We start from the raw sequence: 18,551 nt of genomic DNA, 5'->3' as shown, positions 1-18,551 counted from the left end.
CTTGCCGATGCTCCTCCCGTCACCGGGACGTGGCATGCTGCTCGGCATGGCGGCAACCGATCCGGCACCTGTGATCCTGATACTCGGCGACGAGGAACTGCTGGCCGACCGCGCGGTGAGTGAGGTGACCTCGGCGGCCAGGGCGGCCGACCCGACCGCCGAGGTGCACGATCTCCCCGGCGCGAAGATGGAGCCCGGGGAGCTCACCCGTATGACGTCGCCCTCGCTGTTCGGCGACAGGTCCGTGGTGGTCGTCCGCTCGGCCCAGGACCTCGGCAAGGACGTCATCGCCGAAGTCGTCTCCTATGCGGCTCATCCGGCCGAGGAGACCGTGCTGATCCTCGTCCATCCGGGGGGCGTCAAGGGGAAGGCGCTGGTCGACGGGGTCAAGAAAGCCGGGGCGCAGGTGGTCTCGGTCACCAAAATGACCAAACCGGCCGAGCGGCTGGCGTTCGTCAAGGCAGAGCTGAAACGAGCCGGGCGCACCATCGGGGCGGACGCCGCCGCCGCGCTCCTCGACGCCGTGGGCAACGACCTGCGCGAGCTCGCCGCCGCCTGCAGCCAGCTCGCCTTCGACACCCCCGGCAAGGCGATCGACGAGGCCGCAGTGGCGCGCTACCACCGGGGCAGGGCGGAGGTCAGCGGGTTCACCGTGGCCGACTCGGCAGTCGAGGGGCGCCTGGGCGAAGCCCTGGAACAACTGCGCTGGGCCCTGGCGACCGGTACGGCACCGGTCCTGCTGGTGAGCGCGCTCGCCGGGGGCCTGCGCTCGCTGGCGAAGGTGGGCGGTGCGCCCCGCAACCTGAGGGGCGGTCAACTCGCCGGCCGGCTCGGCATGCCGCCCTGGAAGATCGAACGGGTTCAGCGGCAGCTGAACGGCTGGGGGCCCGACGGCCTCGCCCGCGCGATCCAGGCCGTCGCCACCGCCGACGCTCAGGTGAAGGGCGGCGGCGCCGACCCCGCGTACGCGCTGGAGCACATGGTCCAGACCGTGGTCGCCAGCCGCACCGGACGCTAGCTCGGCATCACGGTTGTCCCCAGCGGCACGTGCGGTTGAAACGCAAGAACGCCGCACCCCGTGCGGGGGCGGCGTCCGCGAAACCTGGAACTACTTGGCGACCGTCGACAGGGCGGCGGCGCGCTGGGCGATCGCCGACTTGCGGTTGGCGGCCTGGTTCTTGTGGATGACGCCCTTGCTGGCAGCCTTGTCCAGCTGACGGGCGGCGGCGCGCTGGAGCACAGCGGCCTGCTCGACGTCACCCTGGTCGGCGGCCTCGCGGAACTTGCGGATGGCCGTCTTCAGGGAAGACTTGACAGCCTTGTTACGCAGCCGGGCCTTCTCGTTCTGCCGGTTGCGCTTGATCTGGGACTTGATGTTCGCCACGAAGAAGCCTCGGTGAATGTCGTTGGATGGGGCGCGCGGGCAGAGAGGGCGCGCCACACGCAGTTGACTAGGCTACCAACTGCCGAGGTCGTCACTCAAATCGACAGGCCGGGCAGAGGGATGCCCGATCAGTTTAGCGTGTGATTTTGATCGCTCGGACCGTAATCCTCATGGCTTGAACCAGAACTTGTCGTACTCGGCCCAGTCCTCCTTGGTGGCGGCGAAGTCGACGTAGATCGCCAGCCCGAACCGCTCACGGCGCTTGCCGTACGAGGTCAGCGCCAGCCGGGCACCCCTGGCCGCGTTCTCGACGCTCTCGGCCTCGTCGGCCCAGGGGGCGGCGTGGTCGTGATAGGCCGGGGCGCCGATCAGCACCGTCTTCTCCTCGGGGACGAGTTCCAGCGCCAGCGTGCTCTGCCGCACGACGTGGCCGCCGTAGACGGCGGGGAAGGGGAGGTAGGAGTCGTAGGTCATGATCGCTACCTGGTCGGTAAGGTTCGCCACCTGGCGGAAGTAGTCGGACGACCAGTATTTGTCGTGACCGAGGGCGGCGCGTGCGGCCGGGCGGACGAGCGGGAACGGCTCGATCTGCGGGGTCGACGTGGAGAGCAGGCCGTCGCCCACGATCACGCGGGTCCGGGTCAGCAGGTCGAGGAACTCGGTGTCGCCGTCGCCGATCGGCTCGAAGTTGTAGTGCACGCCGTCGAAGCCGAGCGCCATGATCGCGCGTGCGCCGTCCAGCACACACTGCCTGGAGGCCGCGTCGTCGAGGTCGAGGGTGCCGTCGACCTTCTGGCCGAGCCAGGCCGAGATCCTGACCTTCGGCAACTCCTCGCGCCACCACTTCAGAAGATCGACAGCCCGGGGATATCTCTCGATGGGCAACGTCCCGTCGCGGTCGAACGGTCCCGAGTGGAGGTAGACGTCCTTGATGCCGGTCTTGCGGAGCCTGGCGGCGAGCGTCCGCACGTCGTCGTGGGTCTTCCTGCCGTCCACCCACGCGTGGCCGAGCCACAGGGCGTCGTGGCCGGTCGTCTTCGCCCACGGGGCGGGTGTCCCGGTAAACTGCAGGGTGAGGGTGGCCACGGCCAACCCTGGAAGCGCAAGGAGCAGGGCCGCCACCGCAGCGAGAAAACGCAGGCCGAGTCGTGTTCTGGTCCGGGCAATCACCCGGACATGTCACCATGGAAGGCGGCTGGCATGCCAGCCGTGTGATCGTCATCAATCTGTTGAAACGGACCCCGGTGCGCATTCAGCCTGGCCAGACCGACCCCGCGGTGCTCCGCAACTTCTGCATCATCGCGCATATCGACCATGGCAAGTCGACGTTGGCCGACCGCATGCTGCAGATCACCGGAGTGGTCGACGACCGTTCCATGCGCGCTCAGTATCTCGATCGGATGGACATCGAGCGCGAGCGCGGCATCACGATCAAGTCGCAGGCGGTCAGACTGCCGTGGCGGGTCGGCGAGACCGACTACGTCCTCAACATGATCGACACTCCCGGGCACGTCGACTTCACCTATGAGGTCTCCCGGTCGCTCCAGGCGTGTGAGGGCGCGATCCTGCTGGTCGACGCCGCGCAGGGGATCGAGGCGCAGACCCTGGCCAACCTCTACCTGGCCATGAACAACGACATGACGATCATCCCGGTGCTCAACAAGATCGACCTGCCCGCCGCCCAGCCGGAGAAGTACGCCGCGGAGATCGCCCACCTCATCGGCTGTGACCCGGAGGACGTGCTGAGGGTCTCCGGCAAGACCGGTGTGGGCGTTCGCGAGCTCCTGGACCACGTGGTCGAGAACATCCCGGCCCCGGTCGGCGACGCCGACGCGCCCGCCCGCGCGCTGATCTTCGACTCGGTCTACGACACCTACCGAGGTGTGATCACCTACGTCCGGGTCATGGACGGGCACCTGGGCAAGCGTGAGCGCATCCTGATGATGTCCACCGGCGCGGCCCACGAGACGCTGGAGATCGGCGTCATCTCGCCCGAGCCGAAGATCGCCGACCAGGGGCTGGGCGTCGGCGAGGTGGGCTATCTGATCACCGGTGTGAAGGACGTCCGCCAGTCGCGGGTCGGTGACACGGTGACCTCCGTGTCGAGGCCGGCCGCCGAGGCGCTCAGCGGATACCAGCACCCCAAGCCCATGGTCTTCTCGGGCCTGTACCCCATCGACGGTGACGACTACCCCGAGCTCCGCGAGGCGTTGGACAAGCTCCAGCTCAACGACGCGGCCCTGGTCTACGAGCCGGAGACCTCCGCCGCCCTGGGCTTCGGCTTCCGCTGCGGCTTCCTCGGCCTGCTCCACATGGAGATCGTCCGCGAGCGGCTGGAGCGCGAGTTCAACCTCTCGCTCATCTCCACCGCGCCCAACGTGGTCTATCGAGTGATCATGGAGGACGGCAAGGAGGTCGTCGTCACCAACCCCTCGGAGTTCCCCACCGGTAAGGTGGACAAGGTCTTCGAACCGATGGTGAAGTCGACGGTGCTCGTTCCGTCGGAGTTCATCGGCGCCATCATGGAGCTCTGCCAGAACCGCCGGGGCAACCTGCAGGGCATGGACTACCTGTCCGAGGACCGCGTCGAGATCCGCTACACGATGCCGCTCGGCGAGATCATCTTCGACTTCTTCGACCAGCTCAAGTCCCGTACGCGCGGCTACGCCTCGCTGGACTACGAGCCCTCGGGCGAGCAGGAGTCCGACCTGGTCAAGGTCGACATCCTGCTCCAGGGCGAGGCCGTGGACGCCTTCAGCGCCATCGTTCACCGGGAGAAGTCCTACGCCTACGGCGTCGAGATGGCCAAGAAACTGCGCGAGCTGATCCCCAGGCAGCAGTTCGAGGTGCCGATCCAGGCGGCCATCGGCGCCCGGGTCATCGCCCGTGAGAACATCCGTGCCATCCGCAAGGACGTCCTCGCCAAGTGCTACGGCGGCGACATCTCCCGCAAGCGCAAGCTGCTGGAGAAGCAGAAGGAGGGCAAGAAGCGGATGAAGATGGTCGGCCGCGTCGAGGTGCCCCAGGAGGCGTTCGTCGCCGCGCTGTCCACCGAGTCCTCCGCGGACAAGTCCAAGAAGTAGAGGACGTCGAGGGCCCGGCCAGGCTTGGCACCGGGTAGGAAGAATCGGTGGATATCGGTTCGCCTTCCGGTTGAGGGCTCCGATACCGTCCGGTCATGCAGATTGCCTCGGTGAACGTGGGCCGTGCCGTCGACGCGGAGTGGGCCGGTCGTCTCAAGCGCACCGCGATAGACAAGACCCCCGCGGACGGCCGGGTCAGGGCCTCGGAGAGCGGTCTGGCCGGGGACGAGAGGGCAGATCTGGAGCACCACGGCTCTTCCGATCAGGCGCTCTACGCCTATGCGCGGGAGGACTACGACTGGTGGCGGGCCGAGCTGGGCCGGGAGCTGCGCGACGGCATGTTCGGGGAGAACCTCACGACGGTGGGGCTCGACGTCAACGGGGCCAAGATCGGGGAGCGCTGGCGGATGGGCACGGTGCTGGCCGAGGTGACCGGCCCGAGGGTGCCGTGCTCGGTGTTCCGCGGTTGGATCGGGGAGCCGGGCTGGCTCAAGACCTTCACCCGGGCCGGGCGGGTCGGCGCCTACCTGCGGGTGGTCGAGCCGGGCGAGCTGGGCCGGGGCGACGCCGTCGAGATCGTCTCGCGTCCCGAAGGCAGCGTCACGGTCACCGAGTCCTTCCGTGCCTACCACGGTGACAGAGACCTGCTGCGCCGCCTGCTCGCCCATCCGGGGCACCCCGAGGAGTGGGACAGGGTCGCTGAGCGGGTGCTGGGCCGCGTGCGCGGTTAGGCGTCCGGGGACGAACGCGCGGGCGGGGCCGCAGATGACCCAGATCCTGCGGCCCCGACCGGTATGAGAGGGTCGCTCAGCGCAGGATCCTGTAGAGCGCCGAGGTGAGCGACGCCGAGGTGTCGTCCTGGTCGATGGACCACATCATCGAGCCGCCGAGGCCCTTCAGGCGGATGTAGGCCGCCTTCTGGGCCAGCGTGGCCGGGTCGTCGTAGGACCAGAACTCGTTGCCGTCGTAGAGCCACACGGTTCCGGTCAGCAGGTCGCGGTAGCGCTTGCCCGGCTTGTTCACCAGGATCTTGTAGTCCTCGCTTCCGGCGGCGAAGGTGCCCGGCGCGGGACCGGTGGCGGTGCCGTACAGGCCGTTCCTGCCCCCGGTGACGCCGGTCCAGCCCTGACCGTACGCGGGCACGCCCACCACGATCTTCTTGGCCGGGGCGCCGCGCGTCAGGTAGTCGCGGACCGTCTGGTCCACGCTGTACTTCACCGGGTTGGGGTCGCGCCGGTCGTTGAACAGGTTGCCGTTGTGGCCGGTGACGTTCTCCCACGAGCCGTGCAGGTCATAGCCCTGGATCGTGGCGAAGGTGAGCTGCTTGAAGACGTCGCGGACCTCGAAGCCCGCGTCGATCTTCGCGGCGGCGGCGGGCAGGAAGGCGGTCAGCTCGGTGCGCCGGTCGAACTCGTTCATCTGGCGGCGCAGTTCGGCGACGAACAGGGTGAAGTTCCGCTTGTCCTCGGGACGGATGATGTTGCCCTCGTTGCCGGAGGAGCCCGGCCACTCCCAGTCGAGGTCGATGCCGTCGAACACGCCCGCTCCGGTGCCGGGGGCGGTGCCGGGCAGGTTGCCCCTGAGCCACAGGTCGATGCAGGAGGAGGCCAGTCTGGCGCGCCCGGAGGGGGTCAGCACCGCGTCGGAGAAGTATTTCGAGCCGGTCCAGCCGCCCAGGGAGATCAACGTCTTGAGGCCGGGGTGCTTGGCCTTGAGCTTCTTCAGCTGGTTCAGGTTGCCGTTCAGCGCCTGGCCCTCGGCGTCGCCGACGCCGTCCACGCTCTGCTCGGCGGCCACCGGGCGCTGCCAGTCGGCCCACGGGTCGGCGGAGTAGCAGTCGCCCTCGGCGTTGACGAAGCCGAAGGCGTAGTTGATGTGGGTCAGCTTGGCGGCGGCGCCGCTGCTCTCCATGTCCTTGACGTGGTAGTCGCGGCCGTAGACGCCCCACTGGATGAAGTAGGCGACCCGCTTGAAGCGGTCACCGTTCCCTGAGGGGGCCTGGGCCTGGGCCGGGGCCGGTAAGGCCACCGCCGCGAGACCCGCGGCGAGGGCTGCCGCGATCATGTTCCGGAGGAGTCTCTGCACGGGCTTCTCCACTGCTCGGAATAGTAACTTATAGGAAACTTTCCTTTAAGTTTTCCCGGATCGTAGACCTGTGCGATCTGTCCGTCAACGGTACGCGGCGGTTTGACCGGTGAGCGGCCGGCCTTCCACAGCCGGGGCGACGTCCCGGGCATCGCGTGGGGAGCGGCAGACTTGGGGCGTGCCATCCACACTTCCCGACGGGGATCCCGTACCCGCCTCGGGCGAACTCCCCGAGAGCGCGCTCGCCGGACTCGGCGAGCGGCCCTTCGGCTTCTACGTCCACGTGCCCTTCTGCGTGACCCGGTGCGGTTACTGCGATTTCAACACCTACACGGCCTCGGAACTCGGTCCCGGCGCCGCGCAGCGGGACTACGCGGACACCGCCGTCGACGAGGTGCGGCGGGCGCGGGCCAACCTCGGCGCCGCGCGCCTCCCGGTCGAGACCGTGTTCTTCGGCGGGGGCACCCCGACCCTGCTACCGGCCGGAGACCTGGTACGGATCCTGGGGGCGATCGAGGAGGAGTTCGGGCTCGCTCCCGGCGCCGAGGTGACCACCGAGGCCAACCCCGAGTCGGTGGACCCCGCCTACCTGGCGGAGCTTCGCGAGGGTGGGTTCAACCGGATGAGCTTCGGGATGCAGAGTGCCCGCGAGCACGTGCTCGCGGTGCTGGACCGTCGCCACACTCCCGGACGCCCGGCGCGGGCCGTACGGGAGGCGAGGCAGGCGGGGTTCGAGCACGTCAACCTTGACCTGATCTACAGCACGCCAGGGGAGAGCGACGACGACTGGCGTGCTTCGCTGGCCGCGGCGATCGAGGCGGGACCCGACCATGTCTCCGCGTACTCGCTGATCGTCGAGGACGGGACGAAGCTGGCCGCCAGGATCAGGCGGGGCGAGCTCCCGATGCCCGACGACGACGTGGCCGCCGACCGTTACCTGATCGCCGACACCATGCTGGCCGAGGCGGGGTTCGAGTGGTACGAGGTGTCCAACTGGGCGACCTCCGAGGCCGGGCGATGCCGGCACAACCTGCTCTACTGGACCGGCGGAGACTGGTGGGGCGTCGGTCCGGGGGCGCACAGCCACGTCGGCGGTACCCGCTGGTGGAACGTCAAGCACCCCGCCGCCTACGCCCGGCGACTGGCCGCGGGCACCTCGCCCGCCCAGGCGCGAGAGGTGCTGGGGTCCGGGGACAGGGCGGTGGAGCGGCTGATGCTGGAGCTGCGGCTCGCCCAGGGGTTCCCGCTCGGGGAGCTCGACCGCCCCCGGGTGGTCGCCCGCGCGCTGGCCGACGGACTGCTGGAGACGGAACCGTTCAAGGCGGGCCGGGCTGTGCTCACCCTGCGCGGCCGCCTGCTGGCCGACGCACTGGTCCGCGACCTCACCTGAGTTCCGGCCCGGGTCAGCTGACGAAGCGGATGCTCATCGGATAGCGGTGGTTCTCCCCCCGGTTGGCCGCCACCGCGGCGATGACCATCATGATGATCGACCCGATCCAGAGGAGGAGCATCAGCACGAAGCCGATGAGCACCAACGCCAGGATCATGCAGACGAAGTAGGCGATCAACACCGTGAGCTGGAAGTTGAGGGCCTCGGCGGCCTGGTCCCGCACGTAGGGTGACTCGTCCTTCTTGGCGAGGTAGAGCACCAGCGGGCCGACGAAGCTGGTCAGCAGACCCAGCAGGTGGGCGAGCATCGCCATGGTGGTGTCGTCGCTGCCGGGCCGCGGGCCGTAGGTCCCCGGCGGCGCCTGGTAGCCGTACCCCACCGGGCCGTACCCGCCGTACCGGGCGTAACCATCCTGGTAGCCGCTCTGGTAGCGGTAACCGCTCGGGTCGTACGGGGGAGTGGGATGGCCCTGGCCCGACTGCCGGTAGCCCTGGCCGGGCGGCGGGGCGCTCTGGCCGGGCATGGTGTGGCCGGGCGTCGTGTGGCCGGGCGGAGGATCGCCGATGCGCTCCGTCCGGTCTTCGCCCGGTGAATCCCCAAGGTTCTCGCTCATGGCCCCTCCTGATGGGTTGACGGCCTAGCCATCCTCGCCGGGAACCGTGACGAAGTCGATCAGCTCTTCGACCGGACCGAGCAGCTCGGGCTCCAGGTCGGCATATGTCGTGACCGATCCGAGGATGCGGCGCCACGCGTCGCCGGGTTCCGTCTTCCAGCCCAGCGCGGCGATGACGCCCTCCTTCCAGGGCACGCCGCGCGGCACCGACGGCCAGGAGGAGATCTTGAGCGTGTGCGGCTTGACCGCCTGCCAGACGTCCACGAACGGGTGCCCGACGATCAGCACGTGCGGAGAGGAGATCCGCGCGGCGATCCGGCTCTCCTTGGAACCGGGGACCAGGTGGTCGACGAGCACACCCAGGCGGCGGCCGGGGCCCGGGCCGAACTCCTCGACGATGGCGGGCAGGTGATCGACCCCCTCCAGGTACTCCACCACCACACCCTCGACCCTCAGGTCGTGGCCCCAGACCTTCTCCACGAGCGCGGCGTCGTGCACACCCTCGACGTATATCCGGCTCTCCCTGGCCACCTGGGCCCGCAGGCCCTCCACCGCGATGGAGCCCGACGCGCTCCGCCTGGGGCCACGTGGCGCGGCGGCCGGGCGCACGAGCGTCACCGTCCTGCCCTCCAGGAGGAACGCGGCGGGCTCCAGCGGGAATACCCGCCGACGGCCGAAGCGGTCCTCCAGGGTGACGGCCTCCTTGTCGCAGGCCACCACGGCACCGCAGAAGCCGCCGTCGGCGTCCTCGACGACCAGGTCGAGCTCGGCGGGAATCCGGGGGATCTCCCCTCTGCGGGGGCGCCGCCAGTCTCCCGCCAGAACGTCACGCTCGTACATCACCGACCGCCCACCGTCTCTCGCAAGGGATCACGTGGGACGCTAGCAAACGCCGCGGTCACCTGCCGTAGGGCCCCGGTGCTCCCCACTGCCCCGCCGAGGCGGCGGCCCGGCGCTTGCGGGCGTTGCTCCGCTTCACCAGTACGACGATCGTCACGACGATGGCCAGCAGGATCCCGATGCCGGGCACCGCGAACAGGGCGATCACCCCGCCGACCAGTGATCCGGCGGCGAGTTCCCGGCCCACGCCGAACGTGGTGCCCTCCGCCGGGTCGGCGGTGCAGTTGACCTGGTAGTCGCCCGCCTGCTCCACGCCGATCTGCAGGCCCATCTCCCAGACGACGCCGTCGGAACCCGACACGGTCTGCTGGACGAGCGGCTTCTGCAGGCTGGGCGTGCCGGTGCCGCCGGTCAGCGTGCACTCGAAATTGGTGGGTCCACTGGTGGAGACATAGATGGCGGGCTTGTCGGCCGGGTCGAGCGTGACCGTCGTGTTTTCGCCGGGGGCGAACGTCTTCGTCGGCGCCGCGCTGGTGACCGCGCCCAGCACGCCACCTGCGAAGCCGCCGATGCCGACGATGATGCTGACCAGGGCGAGCAGCCACACCCCGACGATCCATCCGATACCGGGCTTGATCTTCCCGCTGGGGGGCGGGCTCTGCGGGGCGCCGTAGCCGGGAGGTGCGTAACCGTAGGAGGGACCGTTCTGGTGGGGCTGCTGACCATACGGCTGCTGGGGGGAGCCGTAACCGGGGCCGCGGGAGGCGTCGCCCGGAAAAGAACCAAAATCATTGGACATGTACGAATTGTGGCGGTAACCGGTTGAAACGCGATAGCAGTTGACTTGCCAATGGCTTGGCGTCATCATCCGCACCTCTTGCTTATCGCGCCTTCCGTACGGGGGCCGTACACTTGGCACTCGGGAACACAGAGTGCCAGACCTCGTGTTTCCCATCTGAACGCAGGCAGGGAGGTGACCACGTTGGTCGACGACCGGAAGCTCGCCGTGCTTCGCGCCATCGTCGAGGACTACGTGTCCACCAACGAGCCGGTGGGTTCGAAGGCTCTCGCGGATCGGCACAGTCTGGGAGTGTCCCCGGCGACGATCCGTAACGACATGGCGGTGCTGGAGGAGCAGGGCTACATCGCCCAGCCTCACACCAGCGCCGGTCGGGTGCCCACGGACAAGGGCTACCGGCTCTTCGTTGATCGGCTCTCGCAGGTGAAACCCCTGTCGAGCGCGGAGCGCAAGGCCATCGAGAGCTTTCTCGCGGGTGCGGTGGACATCGACGACGTCGTCATGCGGACGGTGCGGCTGCTTGCCCAGCTCACCCGGCAGGTCGCCGTGGTGCAGTATCCGACACTGACCAACTCGACGGTCCGGCACGTCGAGCTGGTGCCGCTGAGCGAGCGCCGGCTGATGTTCGTGCTCATCACCAACACCGGCCGGGTGGAGCAGCGTGTGGTCGAGCTGCCCGACGTCGTGGACGAGCAGCGGGTGGCCCATCTGCGAGCGATGCTCAACACCTCCCTTGACGGGTGCGGGCTCACCAGCGTTCCCGACAAGGTCGCCGACCTGCCGGAGCGGCTGCCCGCCGAGGATCGGCCGCTCGCGGCCACGATCCTGTCCGTGCTGCTGGAGTCCCTGGTGGACAGGCACGATGAGAAGATCGTTTTTGCCGGGGCCGCCAACCTCGCGGGAGCCGACTTCACGGTCGGGCTCCGCGATGTGCTGGAGGCACTGGAAGAGCAGGTCGTGCTCATGCGACTGCTCGGTGAGACCTCCGACCTGTCGGCGCTGACCGTGCGGATCGGCTCGGAGAACCCCTACACCGGACTCCAGGGCACGTCGATCGTCGCCGCCGGATACGGTTCTGGGGACAAGCAACTGGCCCGGCTAGGTGTGCTGGGCCCGACGCGGATGGACTACCCGGTCACGATGGGCGCGGTGCGCGCGGTGGCACGCTACGTCAGCCAGATCCTGGCTGCATCATAAGAGGTCAACGAAAAGTGGCTAAGAGCGACTACTACGGCACCCTCGGGGTGCGCCGTGACGCCAGTGCGGAAGAGATCAAGAAGGCGTACCGACGTCTGGCGCGCGAACTGCATCCTGACGTCAACCCCGACCCCGAGACTCAGGAGCGCTTCAAGGAGATCACACAGGCCTACGAGGTCCTGTCCGACTCCAGCAAGCGGCAGATGTACGACATGGGGGCCGACCCGTTCGCCTCGGGCGGCGCGGGGGCCGGTGGCTTCGGTGCCGGCTTCCCGTTCAGCGACATCATGGACGCCTTCTTCGGCGCGGCCGGTGGCGGCGGCGGGCGTGGACCCCGCTCGCGTGCCCGTCGCGGACGCAACGCCACCATCCGGGTCGAGCTCGACCTGCGCGAGTCGGGCTTCGGCACGACCCGCGAGCTGGTCGTCGACACCGCGGTGGTCTGCGAGGTCTGCACGGGGTCGGGCGCCGCCGCAGGCACCCACCCCGACACCTGTGACATGTGTCATGGCCGGGGTGAGGTATCCCAGGTCACCCGCTCCTTCCTCGGTCAGGTCATGACCTCACGGCCCTGCCCGCAGTGTGGCGGCTTCGGGTCGATCATCCGCAACCCCTGCCAGGAGTGCTCCGGTGACGGCAGGGTCCGTACCCGGCGGACCATCAAGGTCCGCATCCCCGCCGGGGTGGAGGACGGCACTCACATCCAGCTCGCCGGAGAGGGCGAGATCGGTCCAGGCGGCGGCCCGCCCGGCGACCTGTTCCTGGAGATCGTCGAGCGCCCCCACGAGATCTTCGAGCGGCGCGGCGACGACCTGCACTGCACGGTGCAGATCCCGATGACCGCGGCCGCGCTCGGCACCATCCTGACCATGGAGACGCTCGACGGAGCCGAGGAGCTGGACATCCGTCCCGGTACGCAGTCGGGGCAGACGATCCCGCTCTACGGCCGCGGTGTGCAGCGCCTGAACGAGACCGGCCGTGGCGATCTGCTGATCCACGTGAACGTGGAGACCCCCTCCCGTCTCGACGCGACACAGGAGGAGCTGCTGAGGGAGCTCGCCAAGCTCCGCGGCGAGGAGCGCCCGCCCGGCAAGTTCGCCCCCGGGCAGCAGAGTTTCTTCTCCCGGCTGCGGGACGCCTTCAATGGCCGCTGACCCGGACCGTCCCCGCGCACGTCGCGGCGGCAGGGGCCGTTCCGGGGCGGCCCGCTCCGACGGCTCATGACCGTTCCGGTCTTCCTGGCCGAACCCGCCGACCTGGCCAGGCCGGAGTTCGTCTTCGGCGGCCCCGAAGGGCGCCACGCGGCGGCCGTACGGCGGCTGCGGGCCGGGGAGCGGCTCGACCTGACGGACGGGGCGGGCTCCGTCGCCGAGTGCGTGGTGATCGAGGCGGGCAGGGATTCGCTCCGGGTCCAGGTACTGCGCCGTCACGAGGTGCCCGTGCCGTCTCCGCGTCTGGTCGTGGTCCAGGGGCTGCCCAAGGGCGACCGGGGCGAGCTGGCCGTGGAGATGATGACCGAGGCGGGGGTGGACGTGATCGTTCCCTGGGCCGCGGCCAGGTGTGTCACCCAGTGGAAGGGCGAGCGGGCGGCCAAGGCGCTGGCCCGCTGGCGCTCCACGGCGCGTGAGGCGGGCAAGCAGTCACGTCGCTTCCGCCTGCCCGAGGTGACCGGGCTCGCGTCCACCGCCGGGGTCGCCGCCCTGCTGTCGGCGGCGGCGCTCGGCGTCGTGCTGCACGAGGAGGCCGCCTCCCCGCTGTCCGGTCTGCCGCTCCCGGCGGGCGGCGACATCGTCGTGGTGGTCGGCCCGGAGGGCGGGGTGTCGCAGGAGGAGATCGCCGTTTTCCGCGAGGCCAAGGCGGTACCGGCGCTGCTCGGGCCGACGGTGCTGCGCACCTCGACGGCCGGGGTCGTCGCGGCGGCGGTGCTCCAGACACGCAGCGGCCGCTGGTGACCCCTGGCCGGCGGCCCTGAGCCCTGTGCCCTCCGTCTGCCGGGCCGGCGCCGGCACGTCGCGGCTCCTCCTCCTCGGGAGGGGCCGTCCGGCCGATCCTCGGCACGCCGGGGTCGGCCGGACAGGAGGGTCTAGCCGCTGACCGGGGTCGGCGCGGGGATGCTCGCCTCCGTCGGCATCGGGGGCGACGCGTCATCCGACGGCCCGCACTCGTCGGCCGAGCACGGGCTCTCCGAGGGAGCCGACGGTCTCGTCTTCGTCGGCGTGGGGGTCGCCTCGGCCTCCTCGCACTGCTTGGAGATCCCGCTGGGGTCGACCGGCGGGTCGTCGAGGGGGGTGGGGCAGGTGGGCGTCGGCGTCGGCCTGTGAGTCGACGGTGCCGGGGTCGCCCTGGAGGTCGGCCTCGTGCTGGGCGTGGTGCTCCTGGACGGAGTGGGCGTCGGCGGGAGCGTGGGGCTGCCCGCCTCCGACCTGCCGACGGCGGGGAGCTGGGCGGGGCCGGACGACGGTTGGGGCGGAGCCGGGGGCCTTGAGGTGGCTGATCCGTCCGGAGGGGGAGTGGACTCGGTGAAGTTGACCGTGCCGGTGCTCACCTGGGGGATCACCTGTTCGCGGAACTGGGGGACCACCATGACGATGGTCGCCGCGACCAGGAGCGCACCGGCGACGGAGGCCCCGGTCCGCCACCACGTCAGCCAGCGGAACCCGCGTCGCTCGATGCGGGCACGAATTATCTCCAGCCCGTCGGGGGAGGGAACGACCGAGTTCGCCTCCGCGCTGAGCGCACGGCGGAGCAGCTCGCCGTACTCATCCGGGGAGTCGGTCATGACAGTTGCTCCAGTGAGGTTCGTAGGGCGGCCATGCCGCGAGCGGTGTGGCTCTTGACCGCGCCTTTGCTGATGCCCATCGCGTGGGCGATCTGCGCCTCGGACAGGTCTCCGTAGTAGCGCAGGACCAGGGCCTCCCGCTGGCGCGCGGGCAGCCCGCGGAGCGCCTCGATGACGGCGGACCGCTCGAACTCGCCGATCGCCCCGTTCTCGGCGCTCGGCGCGTCGGGCATGCCCTTGGGCGCGTACTTCTCGACGACCGCCCGGTGCCGAAGCACCGAACGTGATCGGTTCACGACCGACTGCCGCAGGTAGGCCAGTGCCTTGTCGGTGTCGCGCAGGCGGCGCCAGGCGCCGTGGATGGCGACGAACGCGTCCTGCACGACCTCCTCCGCGGTCGCCATGTCGCGAACGAGCAGTACGGCGAGACGGACAAGAGACCGATAGTGCGCGCTGTAGAGCGCGGTAACGGCCATGTCGGCATCCCATCCGACGGGCGCCGCCCCGAGCGATCTGTCTGCCACGAGGGTCTCGGTGGTCACATCAGTGGGACGCTCGGCCTTCCCAGAGGGTTTACGCTCTTCCGGTTCATTAAGGGGCATGACCCAGTCGTGTCCTCGCCAGGCGGCCGTATGGTGCTGTGCGCAAAGGCTGTCTTGGTTGAAGTTTTGCACAACCACCATATCCGGGCGGATCTTTGTTTGCTGGCGGGAACCATCACCGATTCGCAACGTCCTCGGCGGTAAGGTGCCTGCATGGTGAGTGAAGCCGACTGCCTGTTCTGCAAGATCGTGGCCGGGGAGATCCCCGCGGAGATCGTCTATGAGACCGATCGCACGCTGGCCTTCCGCGACGTCAACCCCCAGGCGCCGACCCATGTGCTGGTGGTCCCCAGGGAGCACCATCGGGACGCCGCGGCGCTGGCGGCCGCCGACCAGGGGCTGGCCGACGAGGTGCTCAAGGCCGCGCACGCGGTCGCCAGTCAGGAGGGAGTCGCGGAATCGGGTTACCGGCTGGTGTTCAACACCGGACCCGAGGCCGGTCAGACCGTCTTCCACGTGCACGGACACGTGATCGGAGGGCGGGGCCTGAAGTGGCCGCCCGGCTGAAAACCGGCAAGCGCGATCCTGGCGATCACGGATACGATGGCGTTGAAGTTCCACGCCTATATCTGGAGGCGAACAGGCCGTAAGGCCAGCTCATGTCCGAGACAAACGATTCCAGCAGAACGTCGCCGAGATCCAGGGGTTCCAGCCGGACTCAGGCGAAGGTGGTGATTCCGGACGATCAGTCGATGGTCAGCCTGCTGGGCTCGCGCGATGAGCTGTTGCGCGTCATCGAGGGCGCCTTCCGCGCCGACATCCACGTCCGGGGCAACGAGATCACCGTCACCGGCAGCCCGGAGGAGAGCAGCACCGTGGTGCGACTCTTCGAGGAGATGTCCGAACTCGTCCGCGGAGGCGCGCAGCTCACGGTCGACGCGGTCGAGCGCAGCATCGCCATGTTGCGGATGACCTCCGATCGTCCCGCCGAGGTGCTCTCGCTGGACATCATCTCCTCGCGGGGCCGGACCATCCGCCCGAAGACCGTGAACCAGAAGCGGTACGTCGACGCGATCGACAAGTTCACCGTCGTCTTCGGCATCGGCCCGGCCGGCACGGGCAAGACCTACCTCGCGATGGCGAAGGCCGTGAAGGCCCTCCAGGAGAAGAAGGTCAACCGGATCATCCTCACCCGCCCCGCGGTCGAGGCGGGCGAGCGGCTGGGCTTCCTGCCGGGCACGCTCTACGAGAAGATCGATCCTTACCTGCGCCCGCTCTACGACGCGCTGCACGACATGCTCGATCCTGAGTCGATCCCCCGGCTGATGGCCGCGGGCACGATCGAGGTGGCCCCTCTCGCCTACATGCGGGGCCGCACCCTCAACGACGCCTACATCATCCTGGACGAGGCGCAGAACACCTCGCCGGAGCAGATGAAGATGTTCCTGACGCGGCTGGGGTTCAACTCGAAGATCGTCGTCACCGGTGACGTCACCCAGGTCGACCTGCCGAACGGCACGCAGAGCGGTCTGCGGGTCGTCCAGGACATCCTCGAAGGCATCTCTGACATCCACTTCAGCCGTCTGACCAGCGCCGACGTGGTGCGCCACAAGCTGGTGGGCGACATCGTGGACGCGTACGGGCGCTATGACGAGACGCAGCGCCAGAGCGCGCCGCAGCAGATCAAGGGCATGGTCAAGCAACGTCCCCGGGAGAGGACATGAGCGCGGGACGACTCCGGCGCGGGGCGCGGGCCGGGTCGCTCGGCACGTGGGAGACAGGGGGGGAGCTGTGAGCGTCGAGGTCAACAACGAGTCCGGTGTCGAGATCGACGAGGGACTCATCGTCTCGCTGGCCGGGCATGTGCTGGAGCGGATGGGCATCAACCCGCTCGCCGAGCTGTCGATCCTGGTCGTCGACGAGGAGACCATGTCGGTTCTGCACGAACGGTGGATGGGGGAGCCGGGTCCCACGGACGTGCTCGCCTTCCCGATGGACGAGCTGCGGCCGGGTCCGGGCGCGGGGGCGCGGCAGGAGGGTGACTCACCCACCGACCCGGCGCTCCTCGGTGACGTGGTGCTCTGCCCGCAGGTGGCCGCCAAGCAGGGGGCCGAGGCCGGGCACGGCACCGAGGCCGAGCTGGAGTTGCTGTGCACGCACGGCATCCTCCACCTGCTCGGCTACGACCACGCGGAGCCCGAGGAGCACAAGGAGATGTTCGGCCTTCAGGGCGAGCTTCTGGAGTCGTGGCAGGAGGTGCGCCCCCAGCGGTGAACCTCGCCAACGGGTGGTTGTTCTCCGCCGTCGTCCTCGTCGTGGTCGGCGGGTTGATCGCCAGCGCGGAGACGGCTCTGACCCGCATCTCAAGGGTTCGCGCGGAGGAGTTCGTCCGTGACGGCCGCCGGGGCGCGGTGCGTCTGCAGGCCATCGTCGCCGACCCGCCGCGCTACCTGAACCTCCTGCTCCTGCTCCGGCTGAGCTGCGAGCTGATCGCCACGGTGATCGGTACGCTGCTCTTCATCGACTGGCTCGGTGACCAGGGCTGGGCCTACGCCGCGGCGGCGGCGGTCATGATCGTCATCAGCTACGTGATCGTCGGAGTCTCCCCGCGCACGCTGGGCCGCCAGCACGCCGAGCCCATCGCGCTCGCCAGCGCCCCCGTGGTGTACGGCCTGACCCGGATCTTCGGCCCCCTGCCCAAGCTGCTCATCCTGCTCGGCAACGCGGTGACGCCGGGCAAGGGCTTTCGCGAGGGCCCCTTCACCTCCGAGGCCGAGCTGCGGGACCTGGTCGATCTGGCCGAGGAGCGCCGGGTCATCGAGCCCGACGAGCGGGAGATGATCCATTCGGTCTTCGAGCTCGGCGACACCCTGGTCCGCGAGGTCATGGTGCCCCGCACCGACATGGTGTTCATCGAGCGCGGCAAGACGCTGAGCCAGGCCATGTCCCTCGCGCTGCGCAGCGGTTTCTCCAGAATTCCGGTGGTCGGCGAGAACGAGGACGACGTCATCGGCATCGCCTACCTCAAGGACATCGCGCGCCGGGTGCAGGACACCGGTGACGACGGGCGCGTCGAGCCGGTGGAGTCCATCATGCGCCCGGCCACCTACGTGCCGGAGAGCAAGCCGATCGACCAGCTGCTGCGTGAGATGCAGGCCCGCCAGATCCACCAGGCCATCGTCATCGACGAGTACGGTGGCACGGCCGGTCTGGTCACCATCGAGGACATCCTGGAGGAGATCGTCGGTGAGATCACCGACGAGTACGACCAGGAGGTCCCCAGGGTGGAGCCGCTTGAGGGCGGCGCGGTGCGGGTGACCGCCAGGCTCCCGGTGGACGATCTGGAAGACCTGTTCGGCATCGAGCTGGAGGTCGACGACGTCGAGACCGTCGGAGGGCTGCTGGCGCACGCGCTGGGCCGGGTGCCGATCGCCGGTTCCCAGGCGGTGGTGGAGGGTCTCAGCCTGACGGCCGAGAGCCTCGCCGGGCGTCGCAACCGGATCGGCACGGTCCTCGTCACCAGGATCGCCCCCGCGGAGCCCGACTCGGTTCCGGCCTTCCCCGACCAGTGACGGGCCGGGGCGGTGGATTCGCCCCAAGTCGTCCGCAAGTGCTCTGCAAGCGGTACGGGCGATGCTTCTCGTACGGCACCTGGTCGCGCGGGAGCCGGTGGGAGATCTCCGCGTCCGGAGGGGTTCGCGGCGCGAGGGTCGGCCCACGGGGGAGAAGAGTTCACGCGGGCTTCGTGGCTGTCCTGCGTCACTCGCTTAGGGGTGTTCTCGACCGTGAAATACGGTTGAGGGCACCCTTAGGCGTTTCTTAATGATTGCCGCTTTTGC

General features: G+C 69.2%; 19 protein-coding genes. 11 read left to right on the top strand and 8 right to left on the bottom strand.

The genetic code is table 11. The features are described from left to right. The first annotated feature begins 46 nt into the window (after positions 1-46). Positions 47-1,018, top strand: coding sequence for a DNA polymerase III subunit delta (holA, locus tag ACFQVD_RS20140; protein WP_343979875.1), 972 nt, complete (start codon positions 47-49; stop codon positions 1,016-1,018). A 90-nt stretch (positions 1,019-1,108) separates the two neighbouring features. On the opposite strand, the gene rpsT is transcribed toward holA, so the two are convergent. Both rpsT and ACFQVD_RS20130 read right to left on the bottom strand, forming a co-directional pair. Beyond that, positions 1,109-1,384, bottom strand: a complete 276-nt coding sequence (gene rpsT / locus ACFQVD_RS20135; RefSeq protein ID WP_343979872.1) for a 30S ribosomal protein S20 — start codon at positions 1,382-1,384, stop codon at positions 1,109-1,111. A 168-nt stretch (positions 1,385-1,552) separates the two neighbouring features. After that, entirely contained in the window at positions 1,553-2,470 is a 918-nt protein-coding gene (locus ACFQVD_RS20130; RefSeq protein ID WP_343979869.1) for a hypothetical protein, read from the bottom strand. Between the two features lie 158 nt (positions 2,471-2,628). Between ACFQVD_RS20130 and lepA the strand changes: the two genes are divergently transcribed. Together lepA and ACFQVD_RS20120 are read left to right on the top strand one after the other, a co-directional pair. Further along, positions 2,629-4,467 (top strand): translation elongation factor 4, encoded by a 1,839-nt coding sequence (gene lepA, locus ACFQVD_RS20125; protein WP_343980027.1) that lies wholly within the window; start codon positions 2,629-2,631, stop codon positions 4,465-4,467. A gap of 95 nt (positions 4,468-4,562) precedes the next feature. Beyond that, positions 4,563-5,198, top strand: coding sequence for an MOSC domain-containing protein (locus ACFQVD_RS20120; protein ID WP_343979866.1), 636 nt, complete (start codon positions 4,563-4,565; stop codon positions 5,196-5,198). A gap of 76 nt (positions 5,199-5,274) precedes the next feature. Here the strand turns inward: ACFQVD_RS20120 and ACFQVD_RS20115 are convergent, their stop codons facing one another. Further along, entirely contained in the window at positions 5,275-6,552 is a 1,278-nt protein-coding gene (locus ACFQVD_RS20115) for a glycoside hydrolase family 18 protein (RefSeq protein WP_343979863.1), read from the bottom strand. Positions 6,553-6,730: 178 nt separating this feature from the next. Between ACFQVD_RS20115 and hemW the strand changes: the two genes are divergently transcribed. Further along, positions 6,731-7,942 carry a radical SAM family heme chaperone HemW gene (gene hemW / locus ACFQVD_RS20110; protein WP_343979861.1) on the top strand — a complete coding sequence of 404 codons (1,212 nt, stop codon included), beginning with the start codon at positions 6,731-6,733 and terminating at the stop codon, positions 7,940-7,942. Between the two features lie 13 nt (positions 7,943-7,955). Here hemW and ACFQVD_RS20105 read toward each other — a convergent pair whose 3' ends face one another. From ACFQVD_RS20105 to ACFQVD_RS20095, 3 genes are read right to left on the bottom strand one after another with little or no spacing between them, the layout of a single operon-like run. Then, positions 7,956-8,555 (bottom strand): DUF4870 domain-containing protein, encoded by a 600-nt coding sequence (locus ACFQVD_RS20105; RefSeq protein WP_343979858.1) that lies wholly within the window; start codon positions 8,553-8,555, stop codon positions 7,956-7,958. Positions 8,556-8,579: 24 nt separating this feature from the next. Further along, entirely contained in the window at positions 8,580-9,395 is an 816-nt protein-coding gene (locus tag ACFQVD_RS20100) for a DUF3097 domain-containing protein (protein WP_343979855.1), read from the bottom strand. A 58-nt stretch (positions 9,396-9,453) separates the two neighbouring features. Further along, complete coding sequence (locus tag ACFQVD_RS20095; protein ID WP_343979851.1) at positions 9,454-10,194, bottom strand: hypothetical protein; 741 nt, start codon at positions 10,192-10,194, stop codon at positions 9,454-9,456. A 183-nt stretch (positions 10,195-10,377) separates the two neighbouring features. On the opposite strand from ACFQVD_RS20095, the gene hrcA reads away from it, so the two are divergent. The 3 genes from hrcA to ACFQVD_RS20080 all read left to right on the top strand — a co-directional run bounded on the left by hrcA (position 10,378) and on the right by ACFQVD_RS20080 (position 13,343). Continuing rightward, positions 10,378-11,391, top strand: a complete 1,014-nt coding sequence (gene hrcA / locus ACFQVD_RS20090; RefSeq protein ID WP_030903995.1) for a heat-inducible transcriptional repressor HrcA — start codon at positions 10,378-10,380, stop codon at positions 11,389-11,391. Between the two features lie 14 nt (positions 11,392-11,405). Next, the gene (gene dnaJ, locus ACFQVD_RS20085; protein WP_343979848.1) at positions 11,406-12,545 is read left to right on the top strand and encodes a molecular chaperone DnaJ; all 1,140 of its coding nucleotides are present in this window, start codon (positions 11,406-11,408) and stop codon (positions 12,543-12,545) included. A 66-nt stretch (positions 12,546-12,611) separates the two neighbouring features. After that, positions 12,612-13,343, top strand: a complete 732-nt coding sequence (locus ACFQVD_RS20080) for a 16S rRNA (uracil(1498)-N(3))-methyltransferase (RefSeq protein ID WP_343979845.1) — start codon at positions 12,612-12,614, stop codon at positions 13,341-13,343. A 131-nt stretch (positions 13,344-13,474) separates the two neighbouring features. Here the strand turns inward: ACFQVD_RS20080 and ACFQVD_RS20075 are convergent, their stop codons facing one another. Together ACFQVD_RS20075 and ACFQVD_RS20070 are read right to left on the bottom strand one after the other, a co-directional pair. Continuing rightward, positions 13,475-14,170: a hypothetical protein gene (locus ACFQVD_RS20075; protein ID WP_343979842.1), complete on the bottom strand. Its 696-nt coding sequence runs from the start codon at positions 14,168-14,170 to the stop codon at positions 13,475-13,477. Further along, positions 14,167-14,646, bottom strand: a complete 480-nt coding sequence (locus ACFQVD_RS20070; protein WP_043655278.1) for a SigE family RNA polymerase sigma factor — start codon at positions 14,644-14,646, stop codon at positions 14,167-14,169. The genes ACFQVD_RS20075 and ACFQVD_RS20070 overlap by 4 nt, the downstream gene beginning before the upstream one ends. Before the next feature lie 282 nt (positions 14,647-14,928). Here ACFQVD_RS20070 and ACFQVD_RS20065 point away from each other — a divergent pair, with 282 nt between their 5' ends. The 4 genes from ACFQVD_RS20065 to ACFQVD_RS20050 all read left to right on the top strand — a co-directional run bounded on the left by ACFQVD_RS20065 (position 14,929) and on the right by ACFQVD_RS20050 (position 18,284). Further along, positions 14,929-15,279: a histidine triad nucleotide-binding protein gene (locus tag ACFQVD_RS20065; RefSeq protein WP_343980021.1), complete on the top strand. Its 351-nt coding sequence runs from the start codon at positions 14,929-14,931 to the stop codon at positions 15,277-15,279. Positions 15,280-15,371: 92 nt separating this feature from the next. Beyond that, positions 15,372-16,436 (top strand): PhoH family protein, encoded by a 1,065-nt coding sequence (locus ACFQVD_RS20060; protein WP_343979836.1) that lies wholly within the window; start codon positions 15,372-15,374, stop codon positions 16,434-16,436. Between the two features lie 67 nt (positions 16,437-16,503). Next, positions 16,504-16,986 (top strand): rRNA maturation RNase YbeY, encoded by a 483-nt coding sequence (ybeY, locus tag ACFQVD_RS20055; protein WP_343979833.1) that lies wholly within the window; start codon positions 16,504-16,506, stop codon positions 16,984-16,986. After that, a complete protein-coding gene (locus tag ACFQVD_RS20050) occupies positions 16,983-18,284 on the top strand; it encodes a hemolysin family protein (RefSeq protein WP_343979830.1) in 1,302 nt (433 codons plus the stop codon). Before ybeY ends, ACFQVD_RS20050 begins: the two co-directional genes overlap by 4 nt. Positions 18,285-18,551 lie beyond the last annotated feature (267 nt).

Source organism: Streptosporangium amethystogenes subsp. fukuiense (genome assembly GCF_042665875.1).
In the GTDB taxonomy this organism is placed as follows: domain Bacteria; phylum Actinomycetota; class Actinomycetes; order Streptosporangiales; family Streptosporangiaceae; genus Streptosporangium; species Streptosporangium fukuiense.
This window is presented reverse-complemented; position numbering and strand designations above follow the sequence as displayed.

Excerpts from the sequence above, each read along its gene's own strand:
- holA (WP_343979875.1), top strand. The coding sequence starts at position 47 with ATGGCGGCAACCGATCCGGCACCTGTGATCCTGATACTCGGCGACGAG.
- ACFQVD_RS20120 (WP_343979866.1), top strand. The coding sequence starts at position 4,563 with ATGCAGATTGCCTCGGTGAACGTGGGCCGTGCCGTCGACGCGGAGTGG.
- ACFQVD_RS20105 (WP_343979858.1), bottom strand. The coding sequence starts at position 8,555 with ATGAGCGAGAACCTTGGGGATTCACCGGGCGAAGACCGGACGGAGCGC.
- ACFQVD_RS20100 (WP_343979855.1), bottom strand. The coding sequence starts at position 9,395 with ATGTACGAGCGTGACGTTCTGGCGGGAGACTGGCGGCGCCCCCGCAGA.
- ACFQVD_RS20095 (WP_343979851.1), bottom strand. The coding sequence starts at position 10,194 with ATGTCCAATGATTTTGGTTCTTTTCCGGGCGACGCCTCCCGCGGCCCC.
- ACFQVD_RS20080 (WP_343979845.1), top strand. The coding sequence starts at position 12,612 with ATGACCGTTCCGGTCTTCCTGGCCGAACCCGCCGACCTGGCCAGGCCG.
- ACFQVD_RS20075 (WP_343979842.1), bottom strand. The coding sequence starts at position 14,170 with ATGACCGACTCCCCGGATGAGTACGGCGAGCTGCTCCGCCGTGCGCTC.
- ACFQVD_RS20070 (WP_043655278.1), bottom strand. The coding sequence starts at position 14,646 with ATGGCCGTTACCGCGCTCTACAGCGCGCACTATCGGTCTCTTGTCCGT.
- ACFQVD_RS20060 (WP_343979836.1), top strand. The coding sequence starts at position 15,372 with ATGTCCGAGACAAACGATTCCAGCAGAACGTCGCCGAGATCCAGGGGT.